Origin of the sequence: Streptomyces sp. NPDC005263 (genome assembly GCF_042872365.1) — a bacterium.
GTDB lineage: Bacteria > Actinomycetota > Actinomycetes > Streptomycetales > Streptomycetaceae > Streptomyces.
Map to the genome: position 1 here is coordinate 190,184 of NZ_JBIAKJ010000001.1, position 18,498 is coordinate 208,681.

13 protein-coding genes are annotated in these 18,498 nt (G+C 70.5%); 4 read left to right on the plus strand and 9 right to left on the minus strand.

The genetic code is table 11. The features are described from left to right. Nucleotides 1–86 precede the first annotated feature (86 nt). From ACFYRY_RS00905 to ACFYRY_RS00930, 6 genes are all read right to left on the minus strand, one after another. A complete protein-coding gene (locus ACFYRY_RS00905) occupies nucleotides 87–1,706 on the minus strand; it encodes a multicopper oxidase family protein (protein ID WP_389138683.1) in 1,620 nt (539 codons plus the stop codon). A gap of 92 nt (nucleotides 1,707–1,798) precedes the next feature. Beyond that, the gene (locus ACFYRY_RS00910; RefSeq protein WP_389138685.1) at nucleotides 1,799–2,233 is read right to left on the minus strand and encodes a DUF6153 family protein; all 435 of its coding nucleotides are present in this window, start codon (nucleotides 2,231–2,233) and stop codon (nucleotides 1,799–1,801) included. Between the two features lie 238 nt (nucleotides 2,234–2,471). Continuing rightward, entirely contained in the window at nucleotides 2,472–3,173 is a 702-nt protein-coding gene (locus ACFYRY_RS00915; protein WP_389138687.1) for a response regulator, read from the minus strand. 66 nt (nucleotides 3,174–3,239) lie between these two features. Further along, nucleotides 3,240–5,255 (minus strand): FtsX-like permease family protein, encoded by a 2,016-nt coding sequence (locus ACFYRY_RS00920; protein ID WP_389138689.1) that lies wholly within the window; start codon nucleotides 5,253–5,255, stop codon nucleotides 3,240–3,242. A 19-nt stretch (nucleotides 5,256–5,274) separates the two neighbouring features. Next, entirely contained in the window at nucleotides 5,275–5,958 is a 684-nt protein-coding gene (locus ACFYRY_RS00925; protein ID WP_389138690.1) for an ABC transporter ATP-binding protein, read from the minus strand. Nucleotides 5,959–5,980: 22 nt separating this feature from the next. After that, nucleotides 5,981–6,352 carry a DUF4333 domain-containing protein gene (locus ACFYRY_RS00930; RefSeq protein WP_389138692.1) on the minus strand — a complete coding sequence of 124 codons (372 nt, stop codon included), beginning with the start codon at nucleotides 6,350–6,352 and terminating at the stop codon, nucleotides 5,981–5,983. 150 nt (nucleotides 6,353–6,502) lie between these two features. Here ACFYRY_RS00930 and ACFYRY_RS00935 point away from each other — a divergent pair, with 150 nt between their 5' ends. Then, nucleotides 6,503–7,696, plus strand: a complete 1,194-nt coding sequence (locus tag ACFYRY_RS00935) for a sensor histidine kinase (RefSeq protein WP_389138694.1) — start codon at nucleotides 6,503–6,505, stop codon at nucleotides 7,694–7,696. Nucleotides 7,697–7,920: 224 nt separating this feature from the next. Here ACFYRY_RS00935 and ACFYRY_RS00940 read toward each other — a convergent pair whose 3' ends face one another. After that, entirely contained in the window at nucleotides 7,921–8,676 is a 756-nt protein-coding gene (locus ACFYRY_RS00940; protein ID WP_389138696.1) for a TetR/AcrR family transcriptional regulator, read from the minus strand. 250 nt (nucleotides 8,677–8,926) lie between these two features. Here ACFYRY_RS00940 and ACFYRY_RS00945 point away from each other — a divergent pair, with 250 nt between their 5' ends. Next, nucleotides 8,927–11,167: an MMPL family transporter gene (locus ACFYRY_RS00945; protein ID WP_389138697.1), complete on the plus strand. Its 2,241-nt coding sequence runs from the start codon at nucleotides 8,927–8,929 to the stop codon at nucleotides 11,165–11,167. Nucleotides 11,168–11,407: 240 nt separating this feature from the next. On the opposite strand, the gene ACFYRY_RS00950 is transcribed toward ACFYRY_RS00945, so the two are convergent. Both ACFYRY_RS00950 and ACFYRY_RS00955 read right to left on the minus strand, forming a co-directional pair. After that, entirely contained in the window at nucleotides 11,408–12,076 is a 669-nt protein-coding gene (locus ACFYRY_RS00950; RefSeq protein ID WP_389140998.1) for a Type 1 glutamine amidotransferase-like domain-containing protein, read from the minus strand. Between the two features lie 681 nt (nucleotides 12,077–12,757). Beyond that, nucleotides 12,758–14,212 carry an APC family permease gene (locus ACFYRY_RS00955; RefSeq protein ID WP_389138698.1) on the minus strand — a complete coding sequence of 485 codons (1,455 nt, stop codon included), beginning with the start codon at nucleotides 14,210–14,212 and terminating at the stop codon, nucleotides 12,758–12,760. Between the two features lie 131 nt (nucleotides 14,213–14,343). Here ACFYRY_RS00955 and ACFYRY_RS00960 point away from each other — a divergent pair, with 131 nt between their 5' ends. Next, nucleotides 14,344–15,516, plus strand: coding sequence for an ROK family protein (locus ACFYRY_RS00960; protein ID WP_389138700.1), 1,173 nt, complete (start codon nucleotides 14,344–14,346; stop codon nucleotides 15,514–15,516). A 160-nt stretch (nucleotides 15,517–15,676) separates the two neighbouring features. Then, the gene (locus ACFYRY_RS00965) at nucleotides 15,677–18,430 is read left to right on the plus strand and encodes an exo-beta-D-glucosaminidase (RefSeq protein ID WP_389138702.1); all 2,754 of its coding nucleotides are present in this window, start codon (nucleotides 15,677–15,679) and stop codon (nucleotides 18,428–18,430) included. Nucleotides 18,431–18,498: the final 68 nt, after the last annotated feature.

Sequence of the window (18,498 nt, forward strand, 5' to 3'; positions counted from 1 at the left end):
GCTGGAAGGTGACACCGCGGCGGGCGCGCAGACTCATGTGGCGGGCACCGGCAGGCGGCCGGTGCCCCTTCCTCACGGGACTGCGGTCACGCCCGGTAGGCGACGAGGGCCATCATGCCGGCCTCACCGTGGTAGACGTTGTGGCAGTGCAGCATCCACTGTCCCGGATTGTCCGCGTCGAAGACGACGGACACGGTCTTCTTCGGCAGCACGATGGTGGTGTCCTTGCGCGCACCGCCGCTGCCGAGCTGAAAGGTGTGGCCGTGCAGGTGCATCGGGTGCCACATCTGCGTCGTGTTGGCGAAGTCGAGCCGGACCCGCTGCCCCTCCTCGACCAGGAAGGGGTCGGCGTCGGGGTTGTTCATGTCGAACTTCTTGCCGTTGACGGCCCAGTCGTACTTGTCCATGCCACCCGTCAGCTCGACGCGGTGCACGACGTCCACCGTCTTCGCGGACAGCCGCACGTCGTCGGCCGCCTTCAGGGCGGGCGCGGTGAGGACCGCGCCGTCCAGTTCCTTCGGGCGGACGGTCGCGTCCGGCGCGCCGCCGGAGCCCGTACGCACCAGGGCCATGGCGGTCGCGTTCTTGCCCTCGGCGAGCGCGACGAGCGGGAAGACGCCATCGCCGAGCGTCACGAGGACGTCGTAGCGCTCGCCCATGCCGATCAGCAGGGCATCGGTCTGCCGGTGCTCGACTGGATAGCCGTCGGTGTGGGTGACGGTCATCCGGTGCCCGCCCAGCGCCACCCGGTACGCGGTGTCGCCCCCCGCGTTGATGAAACGCAGCCGGACGCGCCGGCCCGGCTTGCCCCTGTAGACGTCCGGGTCGGCGGCCACCTTGCCGTTGATGAGGTGGTACGGGTACTTCACGTCGCCCGCGTCGCCACCGAGGAGGTCGCTGGTGGCGCCCATGAGCATGAACTTCATCGACATACCGTCGCCGGAGGCGGACGCGGACGGTGAGGCACCCGTCCCGTCCATGTCCATGTCGCCCATGTCGTGGCCGGACATGTCATGCCCGGGCATGCTGCTGGAACTGGACGAGCTGTCGCCTCCCATGTCCATCCCGCCCATGCCCTGGCGGAGTTCGGCGAGAGCCTCGTCCGGGGTTCCCGTCACACCGTCGAGCCAGTCGTCGAGGACGATGACCCATTCGTCGTCGTAAACGAGCGGCTCCCTGGGGTCCTCGACGATCAGCGGCGCGTACAAACCGCGGTCGAGCTGTACTCCGGAGTGTGGGTGGAACCAGTACGTGCCGGGGTCCGCCGCGACAAAGCGGTAGGTGAAGGAACTGCCCGGGCGTACGGCGCCCTGGGTGACCATGGGCACGCCGTCCATGTCGTCGCGCAGGGCCAGACCGTGCCAGTGGACGGACGTGGCGGTCCTGGTCGGGAGCTGGTTGGAGAGTTCGGCGACGAGGGTGTCCCCGGCGGAGATACGGATCTCCTTGCCGGGGGCCTGACCGTCGTAGGCCCACGTCCTGGCCTTGACGCCGCCGAGGTCGAGCGTGACGGGCGCCGCGGTCAGGGTGACCTTGCGTTCCGTGCCCGTGCCACGGCGCTTCTTGTCTGCGCGGGCGACGGCCGAGCCCGACGGGCCGACCAGGGCGGGGGTGTTCGACGAGGCGCTGGTGCAGGCGGCGAGCGTGCCGGCGCCCGCGGCGCTGAGACCTGCGAGCAGGAGGGAGCGACGGTTGATGCTGTTCACGGTAGGGGTCCTCTTCTACGGATGCGCGGCGTCGCGTACGGGCGTGACGCCATGGCTGCGGACGGATCCCGGCGATGCCGGGGAGTCGCGGCCTATATGCGCAGTCGGGAGAGGACAGACAGATCGGGTGGGGCGCGCTCGACGGAGGCGGTGGCCGCTGGGCGGCCGGAGGGGCCCGGATCCGTCCGGGGGGCCGTTCGGAGGGCCTCCGAGGGTGGGGCGTACTTGGCCGTCTGGACGCTTGCCGCGGCGCAGTGCTGGGCGGCGGCGCCCGAGCAGGACATCGCGTCGTCGGCGTTCACGGCCTTCGCGCTGCCGTGAGCCGACGGCTGGGGCGAGGCGGGCATCCCCCTCGTCGTGGACATGGAGGACATGGAGGACATGGAGTGTGGACTCGCCGGCGCGGTCGCGTCGTGATGGACGAGGACGGCCAGCGCGACCCAGAGCGCGGCCAGTGCGACGAGCGCCGAATGGCCGGCGTTGCGAGCGAGCGCCAGCTCACGGTGCCGCCGTTTCCGCGTCCCCACCTGATCCGTCCCCTGTCACCCAACGCTTCCGACAATCCGACTGTATACCCCCTACGGGTAGGGGTTGCACCGGTGGCACCATGCCGCGGTACTGCCACGCGCCCGCAGGGCGAGACTCGTCGCGGGACCCCCAATGGCCGACCGCGAGGCGTTCGGGACCGACACCTGGCGAAAGGCGACAGTCCTCGCCGCCATGGAGACTGCGCCTCGTCCGGCCGCCGGCATACGCGCCGGCGCCTCATGCGCCGGGTTGCGCGTACCCGTTCTGCCAGGCCCAGGCCGCGATCCCGACCCGGTTCCGGGCTGCCAGTTTGAGCTGGACGCTGGACAGGTGTGTCTTGACCGTGGACAGGGAGACGTACAGCTCGGCGGCGATCTCCGCGTTCGTACGGCCGAGGGCGACCTGACGGACGACATCGAGTTCACGGTCGGTGAGGGGTTCCGGGGGCGGGGCCGTCGGCTTCGCCGGGGCGGCAGAGGCGACCTGCGGGGCGGTGATGTGCTTGAGGAGGCGGACCGTGACCGACGGCGAGACCAGCGAGTCACCGGCCGCGGCGGCACGGACCGCCTCCGCGAGGAGCGTCGGCCCCGAGTCCTTCAGCAGAAACCCACAGGCGCCGCCGCGCAGTGCCCCGTACACGTACTCGTCGAGGTCGAAGGTGGTCACCACGACCACCCGCATGGGGTCGGCCACGTCCGGCCCTGCCAGCAGTCGGGTCGCCTCCAGCCCGTCCAGCTTCGGCATCCGGATGTCCAGCAGACACACGTCCGGTCGCTCCCGCCGGGCCAGCGCCACCGCCTCCTCGCCGTCGGCGGCCTCGGCGACCACGGTGATGTCGGGCTGGGCGTCGAGGAAGAAGCGGAAGCCGGTGCGGACCATCTCCTGGTCGTCGGCGATCAGGACCCGGATGGGCACCCCGTTGGCGGTTGGACTGGTCACGACAGGATCATGCCTCACGGGCAGGGGCGTCGGGGGGCGGATCCGCCGTCCATATGTTTTACGGGGTCAGTCCGCTGTCTGTGCCGGACCGGCCGTCACCTTCCGCAGCAGCGGCCTGCTGCCGACGATCGCGGCGAGCATGGCCAGCGCGCCGACGGCGACGCAGATCGCCAGTTGCACGGCGCCGGAGGTGTTGATCGTGGTGCCGGCCGCCTTGTTGAGCTGCATGGCGCCGAAGGCGCCCATGGCGGTGGTGCCGCCGGCCAGGGCGGCCAGGGGGATGACGGTCTCGCGGATCCGGGCCCGGTCCAGCATCTGAAGCGGGGTGCCGGCCAGGCGCAGCAGGCGGTACACGCGGCGCCGGTCGAGGACGTTCGCGGCGGCCGTGAGGCCGGCGGAAGCGGCAGCGACGAGGAAGCTCAGTACGAGGGTGGCGGTGCTGACGGTGGCGATACGGGCGGTGGCCGTGTCGTCCGCCGCGGACACGTACTCCTGCGTGAGGGGATACCTGCCCGACCCGAGGGGTGTCAGGGCGGTGACAGCGGTGTCGACGCGCTCCCGCCCGCCGGAGACATGGGCGATCACGCCGTCGACACCGCCGAGCAGGCCGTCGTAGTCGTCCTCGCCCGCGACGGCGACGGTCGCGGTGACGCCTGCCCGGTGCAGCGCCGTACGGGCCTCGGCGGCGGTGTGCCGTGCGTCGGCGGCGTTCGCGGTGATCACCGCCACCTGGCCCTGGTGGCTCGGGCCGTCGAGGCCCAGCGAGCTGACGGAGAAGAACCCGGCCACGAACCCCGCCAGCACCAGGCCGCTGACGGTGCGCCAGGCCCCGCGCGGGTCGTCGCTGAGCCGGCGCGCGGCCAGCAGCGTGGCCGGACGCTTGGCCCGGCGGCCCACGATCCGCCCGAGCCGGTCCACGACCCAGGGGCCGAGCAGCCAGAACGCGCCGTAGAAGAGTGCCAGCAGGGCGAGCAACTGCCGGGTCTTCAGCTGTCCGCTGTCATCCGTGGTCGCCCGGATGTAGACCAGGACCGCGACGAACAGCACCAGACGGATCGCGCGGGTGCGGCGCGGGTTCGCCTGCTGGGCCACGCCCAGGGGCGAGGTGGCCACCTGGCGCAGCATCGTCACCGCGCTGACGGTGATCAGCACGGTGACCGCCGCCACCACGGCCGCGAGCCACGGCAGCCCCACCCACAGCTGACCGGTGTACCAGGTGCCGACGCCGTAGGGGAGTTCGGCGAGCGCGGGCAGCAGTGCCGTGTGGGCGAGTGCGCCCGCCAAGGCCCCGGCGGCGCCGACTCCCGCCGCCTCGACGGCGGTCATGGCGAGGATCTGCCGCGGGGTCGCCCCGGCCAGCCGCAGTGCGGCGAGCCGCTGTTCGCGCCGGGCCGCGCCGAGCCGTCCGGCGGCCGAGGCCAGCACCACGACCGGCATGACCAGGAGCACCACGCCCAGCAACACGGTCCCCTGGTCGGTGCCGGTGAACACGCTCGCCTTGGTGCCGGAGAACCCGGAGACCGGTGCGCGCTCCGTCAGCCCCTCGTCGTAGTAGTTCTGCTCCCCGGCGGCCTTGGAGACGGCCGCGTCGCCGGGCGCCCGTCCGACCACCGCGACCAGCTCGTCGGGCGAGGCCAGTCCGGCGGCGGCGATCGTGCCGTAGGACTTCGTCTTCGGGAGGCGGTCGGCGAGTTGGCCGGCGGGGAGCTGGTGCAGCAGCTCGGCCAGCGCCGGGGAGACGTACACCTGGCCCTGCTCCGGGAAGCCGCTCAGACCGGGCGGTGCGGGGGTTGCCGTGCGGCCGGGCAACTGGGCCAGGTTCACGACGGTGACGGGTTCGTGGCGGACGTAGGTCGTGGTGATGGCCTGGACGGCCGTCGCTTCCTCGGCCGATACGGCGTCGGGGGTGCGCCAGGTGGTGTGGCCGGCGCGGGCGCCGGCGCCGAGGGAGGCGGCGATCATCACCAGCAGCAGGAACGAGCCGACGGCGGCGGCCCCGGCCGCGAGCAGCTGGGACTGCAGACCGCGGCGGCCGGAGGACCTGGCGAGATGCCAGGTCAGGGGCAGGACGGGGGAACGCATGGCAGTTACTCCTGCGGGCTCAGGCGACAGTGAACTGGCTGTGGCCGCTGATCCGGCCGTCGCGGACCTGGAGGACCCGGTCGCAGTGGGCTGCGACGTCGGCGTCGTGGGTGACCATGACCAGGGCGGCACCCGTGTCCCGGGTGGCGAGGGTCAGCAGCTGGATCACCTCGGTGCTGGTGCGCTGGTCCAGAGCGCCGGTGGGTTCGTCGGCGAAGACCACGTCCGGCTCGACAGCCAGCGCGCGGGCGATGGCGACCCGCTGCGCCTGGCCGCCCGAGAGCTGGCCGGGGCGACGGTGCTCCAGCCCCTCCAGACCCAGCGGCCCGAACCAGCGGCGGGCGCGGGCGACGGCCTCCTTGCGCGGCATGCCCTCCAGCATCAGCGGCAGCGCGACGTTCTCCTCGGCGGGCAGCTCCGGCAGCAGCTGGCCGAACTGGAACACGAACCCGAACCGCTTGCGGCGCAGTGCGCTCAGCCGGTTCTCGCCCAGCTTGTCGATACGCTCGCCGCGCAGCAGCACCTGACCGTCGTCGGGGCGGATGATGCCCGCGAGGGTGTGCAGCAACGTGGACTTCCCGGACCCCGACGGGCCCATGATTGCCAGCGAGTCGCGCTCGCCGACCTCGACGTCCACGCCGTCCAGGGCGGTGGCGGAGCCGTACGTCTTGACGAGACCGTATCCGGCCAGAGCGGTGCTCATGATGTGTCTCCCCTGCCCCTTCTCAGCGCTCGAACGTCCAGGTGACGCTCTTGGCGTCGGCCTTGGTCACCCGGACGGGGATGCGGACGGTCCGGCCGCCGCTCTCCGTGCCGGTGCAGGTGAGGGTGGCTCCGGCCACGGCTTTGAGAGCGGTCGGGCAGGTGACGTCGGAGACTTTGTCGCCGACCCAGGGCAGCGGGTGGTACCTGCTCTCGGTGCGGCCCGCGACGATCTTCGCCGCGAGCGCCTTGTGACCGTCCACCGACGTCGTGCTGAACTCTTCCAGGCGGCTGGTGGACTCGGTGCCTGCGAGCAGGTACGTGCCGAGTCCGCCCAGAGCGACCACTGCGGTCACGCCGCCGACGGCACCGACGAGGAACGTGCTGCGTTGCATGGCGTACTCCTGAGGTCCGGGGTGAGGATGCGCTCCACCCTCACCCGCGGGTCCGGGCACGCGCCTCGGCCGAACGGTCAGGGTCGTGGTCCGGGCCCCTCGGCCGTTCGGCCGATCCCGCCGCCGGGGGCCTGACCTACGGTGAACGGCATGAAATCTGCTTCCGTCCGGGGCTGCGCGCACGGCCTCGCCGTCGGCGTCCTGCTCGCCGCGTCCGTCGTCGACGTGCTCTACGCCGGCAATGACGGAACGAGCGTCCTGCCGCTGGCGAACCCCGTCTGGCCGACCCTGGCCATGGTGCTCGTCGGACTGGCCGCCGTGCTGTGGCCGGCCGGACGGCGGCCCGAGTGGCTCACCCCGCAGGTGCGCACGGCGGTGCCCGCTCTCGCCTCGGCCCTCCTCACCGCTGCTTCGTTGTGGGTCCGAGGGGTTGTCGTGCTCGGCCCCGGCGAGATCACGATCCTGCTGACCCTGCTCTTCATCGCGGTACGGCACTGCCCGCCGCGCTGGGCCCTGATGTGCGGCACCCTCGACGCGGGCGCGCTGCTCCTCCTGCCGGTACGCGGCGACGTGACGCTGAGCAGTGACGTGATGGGGCTGGAGATCATCGGGCTGCTGCTGGTCGGCCTCGTCTCCGGACTCGCCGGCTATCTGCGCTCGATGGACTACCGCCGCACCGTCGCCGTCACCGAGACCCGCCGCAGCGAACGCCTGGCCATAGCCGCCGACCTGCACGACTTCGTCGCCCACCACGTGACCGGCATCCTCGTGCAGACCCAGGTGGCCCGCATGATGGCCACCACCCAGTCACAGGACCACAAGCAGGACCTGGATCCCGTCCTGGCCGGCATCGAACGCGCCGCGACCGAGGCCCTCGCCTCCATGCGCCGCACGGTCGGCGTCCTGCGCGACACAGGCCCCGAAGCGGCCGACCGCCGCCCGGTCGGCGACCTTGCGGGCATCGCCGAACTGATCGAAGGCTTCGCGACACCGGGCCAGAGGGTCGTCCTGCGCCGCGACCCCGCCGTGTCCCACGCCCTCCCCCACGAGGTGCAGGCGGCTGCCTTCCGGGTCGTCCAGGAGGCGCTCACCAACATCCGCCGGCATGCGGCCGACGCCCTGCACATCGATGTCCGCCTGCGCGAGGACACCGGCCGCCTGGAGGTGACGGTGGCCGACGACGGCCGCGGCAGCACCCAACTTCCGGCGGCCGCGCACGGCGGCGGCTTCGGCCTCGTCGGCCTCACAGAGCGGGTGAGCGCCCTGGGCGGCGAACTGGACGCCGGACCACGGTGCGGCGCGGGATGGCAGGTGCGGGCGGTGTTTCCGGCACGGAATTCCTGAAGTCGCAGGAAATGGGCGGTTGCCCCCATTGACTCTGATGAGCGGGGCTTGGCACGTCCGGCTGCAAGGCGAGGCCGGACCTAAGGCCTCACAGCTCGCGCACGTGACGAGATCTGCGCCAGGGGGTGTCCGTGAAGTCCCGCCCGACGGGCGCACGACGCGACGTTGCGGACACCCCCACGCTGCCGGGCATCCCGGCGCCGCTTGTCGGGGCGCAGCCGGTGTCAGGGCGCAGCCGGTGTCCCCTTGGGCAGCGTGGGGATCCTGCGATGAACGTCCTCGATCAGGTCTCGCATCGCCATGTGGAAGATCTCGGCCTGGTGTTCGCCGATGAAGGAGGTGTGCCCGAAGACCTCCAGGACGACCATGCCGTGCATGTGTCCCCACGCGCTCAGGATGAGAGCGCTTGCAGGGGGCGGCAGGGTTTCCGGGCCGAACGGAACCAGGAGTTCCAGATGTGCCCGGAGAGCCGGCGAAAGCACCGGGGTGTCGGCCGCGGCCAGTTGTGCCGTGGTGAATCCGTCGAACATCTCGCGCTGGAAGACCTCGCCCATCCGGCGCAGTGCCTGAGTGGTCGGGCCCTCGGCAGGTGCCTCGTAGTGCCGCAGCGGCGCTCCGTAGAGCAACTGGAATCGCTCGACGTGGGTGATGGCCCATCGGCGATACCCCTCGGCGGCGGCGAGGAACCGCAGCGTGGCCGGTTCGTCCGCCGCTGCGTCGACGGCTGCCTTCACGGCGTCCGCCAGATCCTCGTACGCCTTGGCGACGAGAACCGTGACGAGGGCGTCCCGGTTCGGAAAGTAGTGGTAGAGCCCCTGCACGGTCATGCCGAGGCCGCGGGCGACCGCCCTCAGGGACAGGGCGTGCAGCCCGTGCTCGGCGAGGTGGCTCTCGGCGGTGGCCACGATCTCCTGGGTGGCCACCGCCCGGCGTCGCTGGCGAAGGGAGGGCAGAACCGTCGCGTTCTCGTCTGCGGACATGCGGTGATCCTAGGACGGCTGATTCGACAGGGCATCAGAAAAAGCAGTGGCCTGGACTAGAAACCTAACAGCGTCAGGTAAATCTCCCCCTGCTAAAAACCTTGTTCTCTCACTAGCGTCTTTCTCGGCGACGAAGAGCCTGACGCCGCGCCCTCTCTGACGGGGTGACGGGGCTCTGCGACGCCGCGCGCCGGCTCCTGCCTGGCCGGCCCATCCCGTCTTTCAAGAAGGATTCGAAGGAGATCAGCCCGTGTTCGAACATATGGCCGAATTAGCGATTCGCCGATCTCGGCTCGTCCTGGTCGTCGCGGCTCTGGCCGTGGCCCTCATGGGCGTGGTCGGTGCGGGCGCCTTCGACAAGCTGAAGGGGGGCGGCTTCGACGACCCCGCCTCGCCGTCCACCCGGGCGGCGAAGGTCATCGACGAGAAGTTCGGCGGCGAGACCAACCTCGTCCTGCTGGTCCGCTCCCCCGACGGCCGCATCGACACGCCCGCCTCCACAGAGCGCGGCCGAGGTCTGGTGGCCGACCTCAAGAAGGACAAGCGGCTCAGCAACGTCGTCTCGTTCTGGGAGACGAACAGCCCCGACCTGCGTTCCAAGGACGGCCATGAGGCCATGGTGCTCGCCCATGTGAGAGGCGACACCACGGAGCAGCGGAAGAACGCCATCGAGATCCTCGACACCTACAGCGGCACCTACAGGGACACCCTCACAGTCCAGGCCGGAGCAGGCGCCGCCGTAGGCGCCGACCTGTCGAACCAGGTGGTCGAGGACCTGATCCTCGCCGAAACCATCGCCATACCGCTGACCCTGGTACTGCTCATGGTCGTCTTCGGCAGCATGGTCGCGGCCCTGCTGCCCCTGGCCATCGCGCTCATCGCCATCATCGGCTCATTCGCCCAGCTCTTCCTGCTCGGCAGCGTCACCGATGTCGCCGACACCGCGACCAACCTCACCACCGCCCTGGGCCTCGGACTGGGCATCGACTACGCCCTTCTGATGGTCAGCCGCTTCCGGGAACAGCTCACGGCCGGGGCGAGCGTGGACGACGCCGTCCGGCACACGGTGCGCACCGCGGGCCGCACCGTCGCCTTCTCCGCCGCGACGGTCGCGGCAGCCCTGGCGGCGCTCCTGGTGTTCCCGCACTACTTCCTGCGCTCGATGGGCTTCACCGGAGTCGGTGTCGTCGCCCTCGCCGCCCTCAGCACCCTGCTCGTGATGCCGGCCCTGCTGAAGGTTCTGGGCCACCGGGTCAACAGCGGGCGGCTCCCGTGGGCGAAGGGTCAGCGCTCCGACGCCCGGGAACCTCTGTGGGGACGGCTGGCGCGCGGCGTCATGCGGCGGCCACTGCTCACGGCACTGCCCGTCCTCGCCGTGCTGCTGTTCGCGGCGAGCCCGCTGCTGAACATCACCTTCGGCACGCCGGACGAACGCGTGCTGCCCAAGGACGCCGAGAGCCGCCAGGTCTCTCAGGTACTGCGCGAGCACTTCGGCAGCAGCGAGGACTCGGCCCTCCACATCGTCATCGGCCGGCCCGTGGACAGAGCCCCACTGGCGTCGTACGCGAGCCAACTGGCCGCGCTCAAGGGCGTCGAGCGTGTCGAGACCAGCGCGGGCGTCTACACCCCGGGACAGTCCGCGGCGACCGGCCCGGCCAACGCCGCCCTCGGCCGGCCCGACGCACAGCGCATCAGCGTGGTGAGCAGCCTGACACCGAAGTCGGACGCGGCCCAGAGCCTGGTCAAGCAGGCGCGCTCAGTCACCCCGCCCCCTGGGACCCACCCTCTGGTCGGGGGAAATGACGCCGTACTCGTCGACGCCAAGGAATCCATCGCCGACAAGCTCCCCCTGGCCGTGGCCCTGATCGTCCTCACCACCTTCCTCCTGCTCTTCCTGTTCACCGGCAGCATCGTGCAGCCGCTGCGCGCCCTGGTCCTCAACCTGATCAGCCTCGGCGCCACCCTCGGCGTCATGACCTGGATCTTCCACGACGGCCACCTCTCCTCCCTCCTCGGCTTCACCGCGCAGCCGATGGAGATGACGATGACCGTGCTGATGTTCTGCATCGCCTTCGGCCTCTCCATGGACTACGAGGTCTTCGTCACCAGCCGGATCAAGGAACTCCACGACCAGGGAGCGGACAACGAGACCGCCGTGGTCAACGGTCTCGGCCACACCGGACGCATCGTCAGCGCGGCCGCGTGTCTGCTCGCGGTGAGCTTCTTCGCCTTCGGCACCGCCAGGATCAGCTTCATGCAGATGTTCGGCCTGGGCAGCGGGCTGGCCGTCCTCCTCGACGCCATCGCCGTACGCGGGGTCCTCGTCCCCGCCGCGATGCGTCTGCTCGGCCGCTCGGCGTGGTACGCGCCCGGCTTCCTGCGCAGGTTGCACGGTCGCTACGGCCTCAGCGAAGGCGGCCCCGAGCCGACATCCGTACCCGGACCTGCGTCAGCGGCTTCGACCCACACGGAGAACCCGACCAGGGTCTGACCGGCCTGGTCCGCAGCCTCGGGCCCCTGACGATCCCTCGGAAATTGACCTCCGCAGTCGGTAATCGTCGTACGCGCAGGCGGCCTTCGGCTGGTCAGGGGCTCCTCCCAAGGGGACCTGACCAGCCGAATCTCCGGATCGTCCGCGCCGACTCCGCCTACGCCGGGGTCCGTCCGTCGGCCATCCGCAGCAAGCCCCGTCCCGCCGAACGGCGAAACGGGCTCTCCAGCACGCGTTGAGTCACGGATGGAACCGCCACTGGCCTTCGGAAACCACATCCACCTTGCCGTCCCGGACGCGAACGGCCGTCTCGTCGTCGATGAAGTAGATCGGGAAGTCCGCCCGCGCAACGATGCGATCAGCCCAGGCGTCGTCCCGCTCGGGGAAATCCGGCGAGTACAGGTGAGGCTTGAGATACCAGTCGAAGAGGCCGAACGGCGGCTCCACGGTCGTCGCGCCGAGCACGTGGAGGTCCGTGGTGTCCCCGATGACGTCGGCGGAATGTCCGGTGAGATGACGGCTGAACATCATTGATCCGGCGCTGAACCCCACATAGACCCGGCTCTCCAGCGCCTCCAGGATGCTGTCGGCCAGGCCGTTGCCGGTGATGCTGCGCGCGAGGTGGTAGTGGCTGCCGCCCCCCACATAGATGACGTCGGCGTGGAGCAGCCGGTCGACCACCATCTGCCGGGGCAGTCCATTGAGCTCCAGGACGTCGAACTCCCGCCAGCCAAGGCTGTGCAGCCGGTTCAGGTCCGCGACGAACCACCCGTGATCCCCGCCCTCGGCGAGTGATGCCGTGGGAATGTACACGACGTTGGCCGATCCGAATGGCCTGCCCAGCATGTCCCGCAGCGCATCCCGCTGCGACTCGTTACGCAGGCCACTCGCAGTCAGCAAAAAGTTCATCGGGCGAGCCAAGCACGACTCACGGACCCGTGCAACGAACCCAGGATCCACCCATGCCGAGCTGGCGTGGCCGCCTCAGGAACAGGCACCGTGCCTGTTTCCAGGCCCCCGGTCTGAGGAGCATCGCGCCCTACGTCTGCCTGTCGTCCGCGGCATCCGGCGCAGCGGCTACCGCGGTGACCGGCGACATCTCGAACCTGGCCGACCTGGACCGGCTCTACGAGACGATCCGCAGCCGGGAACGGGGCCTGGACGCACTGTTCGCGAATGCCCCCGTCGCCGCGCTCCTGCCGCTGGAGCAGACACTCTCGACGCGGACGGTCCGACCGGAACCTTCCAGGACGAAAACGGGGAAGTGCCCTGGTAGCCCCCTGGAATGGGTCGGGGGGGGGCCCCCCCGGGCCCCCCCCCCCCCCAAAAAAAAAAATTATTTGATAAGGGGGGGGGGGGGGGGGGCGCCCACAAAACAACCCCCCCCCCCCCCCACAAAACCCCCCCCAACACCCCCGCGCGGGGGGGGCCCCCACCCAAATTTCATTCCCTTATTGGGGGGGGGGGGGGGGGCCCCCCGGGGGGGGGGGGGGGGGGCCCCCGGGGGGGCCCCCCCCCGACCCATTCCTCATCACGTACGGGTTCCGGGAGTCCGGGGGCGGCAGCACCCAGAACGGCACCGACGGCCCGTCAAAGCACCGCCCGATCCCCCTCCGCGGACGCCCCCGCGAGGAACTCCTCGCTGATCTCCTTCTCGCCGAACGGCCACACCTTCTCGAACCGGGCCCACAGCACGAATGCCACACACCCCAGGGCGAGCCACGCCAGGGACCACTCGATGGGGTGGCGGCCCGGCGAGTTCTTGTCGGCGTAGCCGTAGATGACCAGCCATCCCACCAGGGCGACGATGCTCGGGATCGGATAGAGCCACATCCGGTACGGCCGCTTGAGGCCGGGCTGCCGCGACCGCAGGACGCTCACCGCGAGGATCTGCGCGAGGGCCTGGACGAGCACCATCACCGTGGTGAGGAGCTGTATGAGGGTCGCCAGATCGGTGTGCCGTCCGATGAGGAACCCGATCGCGGTGACCACGCCCATGGTCGCGAGGCCGAGGGTCGGGAAGCGGTGCCGAGGGTGCAGCCTGGCGTAGGGCTTGAAGAACACCCGGTCTTTCGCGGCGTCGTACGGTACCCGGGACCCGCCGAGCAGTCCGGCGAACACCGAGGCGAACGCGGTGATGAGGATGAGCACGGTGACGGTGTCGGCCGCTCCCTTGCCCCAGGTCTCCTCCAGGACCGCCGAGGCGACCGAGGTGGAGGCGATGTCGTTCGGGTTGGTCATCCGGTGCCAGTCGATCACGCCGAGCGTGCCGATCTGCAGCAGCAGATAGATCGCCATGATGCCGAGGATCGAGAAGATGATGGAGCGCGGCAGGGTGCGGCCGGGGTCCTTGATCTCGGCGCCCATGTAGGCGGTGGTGTTGTAGCCCAGGTAGTCGTAGATGCCGATGGTGAGGCCCGCGGCGAAGCCGATCCAGAACTGGTTGCTGGTCAGTTCGAAGGCGTGCGCGGGGTAGGTGAACGCCAGGTGCGGGGAGAAGTCGCTCGCCGCGGCGACGATCACCAGCAGCACGGAGGCGATCATCACGGCCCACATCACGGCAGTGATCCGTGCGATGTGCTCGATGCCCCGCCACAGCAGCGCGATCACCAGCGCGATCACGCCGAGCCCGATCAGGTCGCCGCTCGTCTGCCCCAGGTCCGGTGCCAGATAGCCGAGGTACTGGACGAAGCCGACCACGCCGGTGGACATGATCAGCGGGATGAACAGCATCGCCGTCCACACGAACAGGAACGGCATCAGCCGTCCGGTGCGGTACTGGAAGGCCTGGCGCAGATACACATAGCTGCCGCCGGAGCCTGGCATCGCGGCGCCCAGTTCGGCCCAGATGAGCCCGTCGGCGAGCGCCAGCACGGCTCCGGCGACAAAGCCGACGACCGCCTGCGGCCCGCCGAACGCCGCCACCATCAGCGGGATGGTGACAAACGGCCCGATGCCACACATCTGGCTCATGTTGATGGCCGTGGCCTGGAACAGCCCGACGCGGCGGACAAAGCCGCCCTCGGGAGGCGGGCTACCGGACATGGGGACCTCCTGGAACAGGACGCGGAGAGAAAGAGCGGAACGGGGCGATTCGACCGGGCAGGCTGGCGATATAGTTAAGTACCTTTACTTAGCCCGTCAAGAGGCCGCACCCAATAGGTGAGAATGGCGGCATGTCCGACAGCGTCGTCGCAGATCAGCCCTGGAACCGGCAACGGCTGCGCAGCGCCAACGAGCGGCTGCTGCTCGACCGGCTGCGCAACCACGGGCCCGCCTCGCGTGCCCAGCTCGCCCGGGAGACCGGCCTTTCCAAGCCCACGGTCTCCAGCGCGCTGGCCGCCCTGGAGGATGCCGGGCTGGTGCACGAGGCGGGCACCCTGGCCCCTGAACGGGGCCGGGTCGCCGTCCTGTACGCCGCCGACCCGGCGGCCGGTTACGCGCTGGGCATCGACATCGGCCGCAGCTGGCTGCGGATCGCCGTCGCGGACCTGGACGGCCAGGTGGTCTCGCGCTCGGACGTACGCAACCGGGCCCGCACCTCCGGTGCCATGGCCGACCTGGTGGTGGCCACCGCGCAGCGGGTGGTCGCGGGCTCCGGTGGCGACCCGGCCGCCGTCGCGCACGCCGTGGTGGGCACCCCGGGCGTCTACGACGAGGAGCAGCGGCGGGTCAAATACGCCATGCATCTGCCGGGCTGGGGCCGGGCCGGGCTGTTCGACCGTATGCGGGAGGGTCTCGGGGTTCCGCTGGAGGTCCACAACGACGCCAATCTCGCCGCGCTCGGCGAGTACACCTACGGCGTGGGCGCCGGCAGCCGGCTGTTCGCATACCTCATGATCGGCACCGGACTCGGCATGGGAGTGGTCAGCGAGGGACGGCTGTTCACCGGGGCGCACGGGGGCGCGGGCGAGATCGGTTTCCTGCCCTGGGCCGGATCGCCCAGGCCCCGGACGCTGGAGGACGCGGTGTCCGGCGAGGCGGTCGTCGAGTCGGCCCGCTCGTTCGGCATGACCGGGCAGCTCACCGCGAAGGCAGTGTTCGACGCGGCGCGGTCCGGGCAGCCCGCCGCGGTCAAGGCGGTCCGGCTGGAGGGCGAACGGATCGCGCACACCGTGGCGGCCGCGGCGGCCGTACTCGATCCCGATCTCGTGGTGCTCGGCGGCGGGGTGGGGCACAGCGTGGATCTGCTGCTGCGGCCCGTACAGGAGACGTTGCGCGCTCTGACCCCGCTGCGCCCGAAGATCGTGCCCGGCCGGCTCGGGGAGGACGCGGTGCTGATGGGGGCCGTGGCGACGGCCCTGAGCACGGCACGGGAGGTGGTGTTCGACCGCCACGCCACGGCCTAGGCGGCTCGGCGGCGCCCGAACGGCCCCACTCGGCACGGTGATTGACAGTCATCGCGGGAGCTTCTAGCTTGAGCGCAGTTAGTAAAGTTTCCTAACTTTGTCGCCCCTCTCCTAGTTCAGTACCGAAGCGCGGACCGCCTCCCCCCAAGAGGAGATCACCGTGTTCCACCGCCCTGCCCTCACCCGCCGAAGGCCGCTGGCCACCGCGGCCGTCGCCCTGGGGCTGCTGTGCACCCTCTCCACCAGCGCCTGGGCCGGCGCGCACCCGCCGGGGCACCGGTCGGCGGGGCCCCCGCAACCGACCGTGGTCGCGGCGGCGCCCGGCGGCACGACCGCGCTGTCCGGCTACCGGATCCAGTCCTCGGCCAAGGTGGCCGACGCCGCAGCCGACATCTCCAGCCCGGGCTACCCGGCGAACGGCTGGTATTCCGCCGGCCCCCGGTCCACGGTGCTCGCCGCGCTGCTCGCGGACGGGGTGTACGCCGACCCGTTCTACTCCACCAACCAGCAGAAGATCCCCCGGGCCGACTTCCAGGTGCCCTGGTGGTACCGCTCGGACTTCACGCTCGGCGACACCTCCGAGCGTACGTATCTGGACTTCAGCGGGGTGATCTCGGCGGCCGACGTGTATGTGAACGGCACCCGGGTCGCGAAGGCCGCCGATGTGGCGGGCGCCTACACCCGGCATGAGCTGGACGTGACCTCCCTGGCGCGCAAGGGTACGAACACGGTCGCCTTCCGTATCGAGCCCAACGACCCGGACAAGAACCTCACCATGGGCTGGATCGACTGGCTACAGCCTCCGCCCGACGAGAACATGGGCATCGTCCGCGATGTGCTGGTACGCCGCGGCGGCCCCGTCGCACTGCGGGACGCGCACGTCGTGACCAAGCTCGACACCTCCGCGCCGGTCTCCGCGGACCTGACGGTCAAGGCCAAGGTCAGGAACGACACCGACGCCGCCGTCACCACCACGGTCTCGGGAAGCGTCGCCCCGGACTCCGGCGGCGGCGCGCCGATCCCCTTCAGCCGCTCCGTCAGCCTCGCCGCCCACGAGACGAAGACGGTGACCTTCGCCCCGGCCGACGTCCCGGCGCTGCGGCTGGCCTCACCGAAGGTGTGGTGGCCCGCGGGCATGGGCGAGCAGCCGCTGTACGGCCTCGACCTGACCGCCACCGTCTCCGGCACCGCCTCGGACACCACGCACGAGAACTTCGGTATCCGGGACGTACAGGCGCCGCTGAACTCCGACGGCGCCCGGCAGTACCGCATCAACGGCCGCCCGTTGCTGATCAGGGGCGGCGGCTGGTCGCCCGACGAGTTCCTGCGCTGGGACCGCACCTATGTCGAGGACCGGCTGCGGTACGCCCTCGACCTGGGCCTCAACACCATCCGTCTGGAAGGGCACATCGAGCCCGACGAGTTCTTCGACCTCGCCGACCGGTACGGCATCCTGACCCTGCCCGGCTGGGAGTGCTGTGACAAGTGGGAGGGGAACGTCAACGGCGACGAGTCCGGCGGCAAGTGGACAACCGCCGACTACACCGTGGCGAAGGCGTCGATGGCGGCGGAGGCCGCCCGGCTGCGTGACCATCCCAGTGTCATCTCGTTCCTCATCGGCAGCGACTTCGCCCCGGACGCGACGATCGAGAAGAACTACCTGGACGCACTCTCCGCGGCCGACTGGCCGACGCCGGTCGTCCCGGCGGCCTCTGCCAAGTCCTCCCCGAAGCTGGGGAGTTCGGGCATGAAGATGACCGGCCCCTACGACTGGATACCGCCGAACTACTGGTACGCCAAACGCGAGGGAGGAGCCACCGGCTTCAACTCCGAGACCAGTGCGGGCCCCGACATCCCCACCCTCGACACCCTCAAGCGGATGATGACCCCCGCCGAGCTGGAGACCCTCTGGAAGGACCCGAGTGCCCGCCAGTACCACCGCTCGCCGTCCTCGACCTTCGGCAACCTCAAGCTCTACGGTGACGCCCTCGCCGGACGCTACGGCCCGCCCACCGGGCTGACCGACTATGTGCGCAAGGCGCAGCTCGCCCAGTACGAGAACGTGCGCGCCCAGTTCGAGGCCTACGGCCGGGGCGCCGCCGACACCTCGAAACCGGCCACCGGGGTCATCTACTGGATGTTCAACAGCGGCTGGACCTCGCTGCACTGGCAGCTGATGGACCGTTATCTCGACCAGGGCGGCGCGTACTTCGGCGCCAAGAAGGCCAATGAGCCGTTGCACATCCAGTACTCCTACGACAACCGCTCGGTCGTCGTGGTGAACCGGCGCCATGCCGCGGCCTCGGGGCTGACCTCCCGGGTCACCCTCTTCAACACCGACGGCACCCAGAGGTACGACCACACCACGACGGGTCTGAACGTCGGCGGTGACGGGGCCCGTACCACCGCCGTGACCCTGCCGTCGTCCGTGAGCGGGCTGTCGACGACCTACCTCGCGCGGCTGGTGCTGACCGACGCGGACGGCAAGGAGGTGAGCCGGAACGTCTACTGGCTCTCCACCAAGCCGGACACCCTCGACTGGGACAACACCGACTGGTACTACACCCCGACGACGAGCTACGGAGACCTGAAGGGCCTCACCTCCATGGCCAAGGCGCCGATTTCCGCTTCGGCGGCCACGGTACGGGGCCAGGACGGGACGTCCACGACGACGGTCACGGTACGCAACACCGGCACCGGCAAGGTTCCTTCACTGCTCACCGACGTCCATCTCGTGGACGCGGACGGGAAGCCCGTACTGCCGGTGCGCTGGACCGACAACCAGGTCAGCATCTGGCCGGGCGAGTCGACGACCCTGACGGCCACCTACCGCACGGCCGATCTCCACGGGTCGGCGCCCAGCCTGCGGATCTCGGGCTGGAACACGTCGGAGCGGACGGTTCCGGCAACGTAGGGCCAAGGCAACGGAAGGCGGGCCCGGCCAGGGAGGCCGGGCCCGCCGCCCTGAAGAGGGTCTCAGCG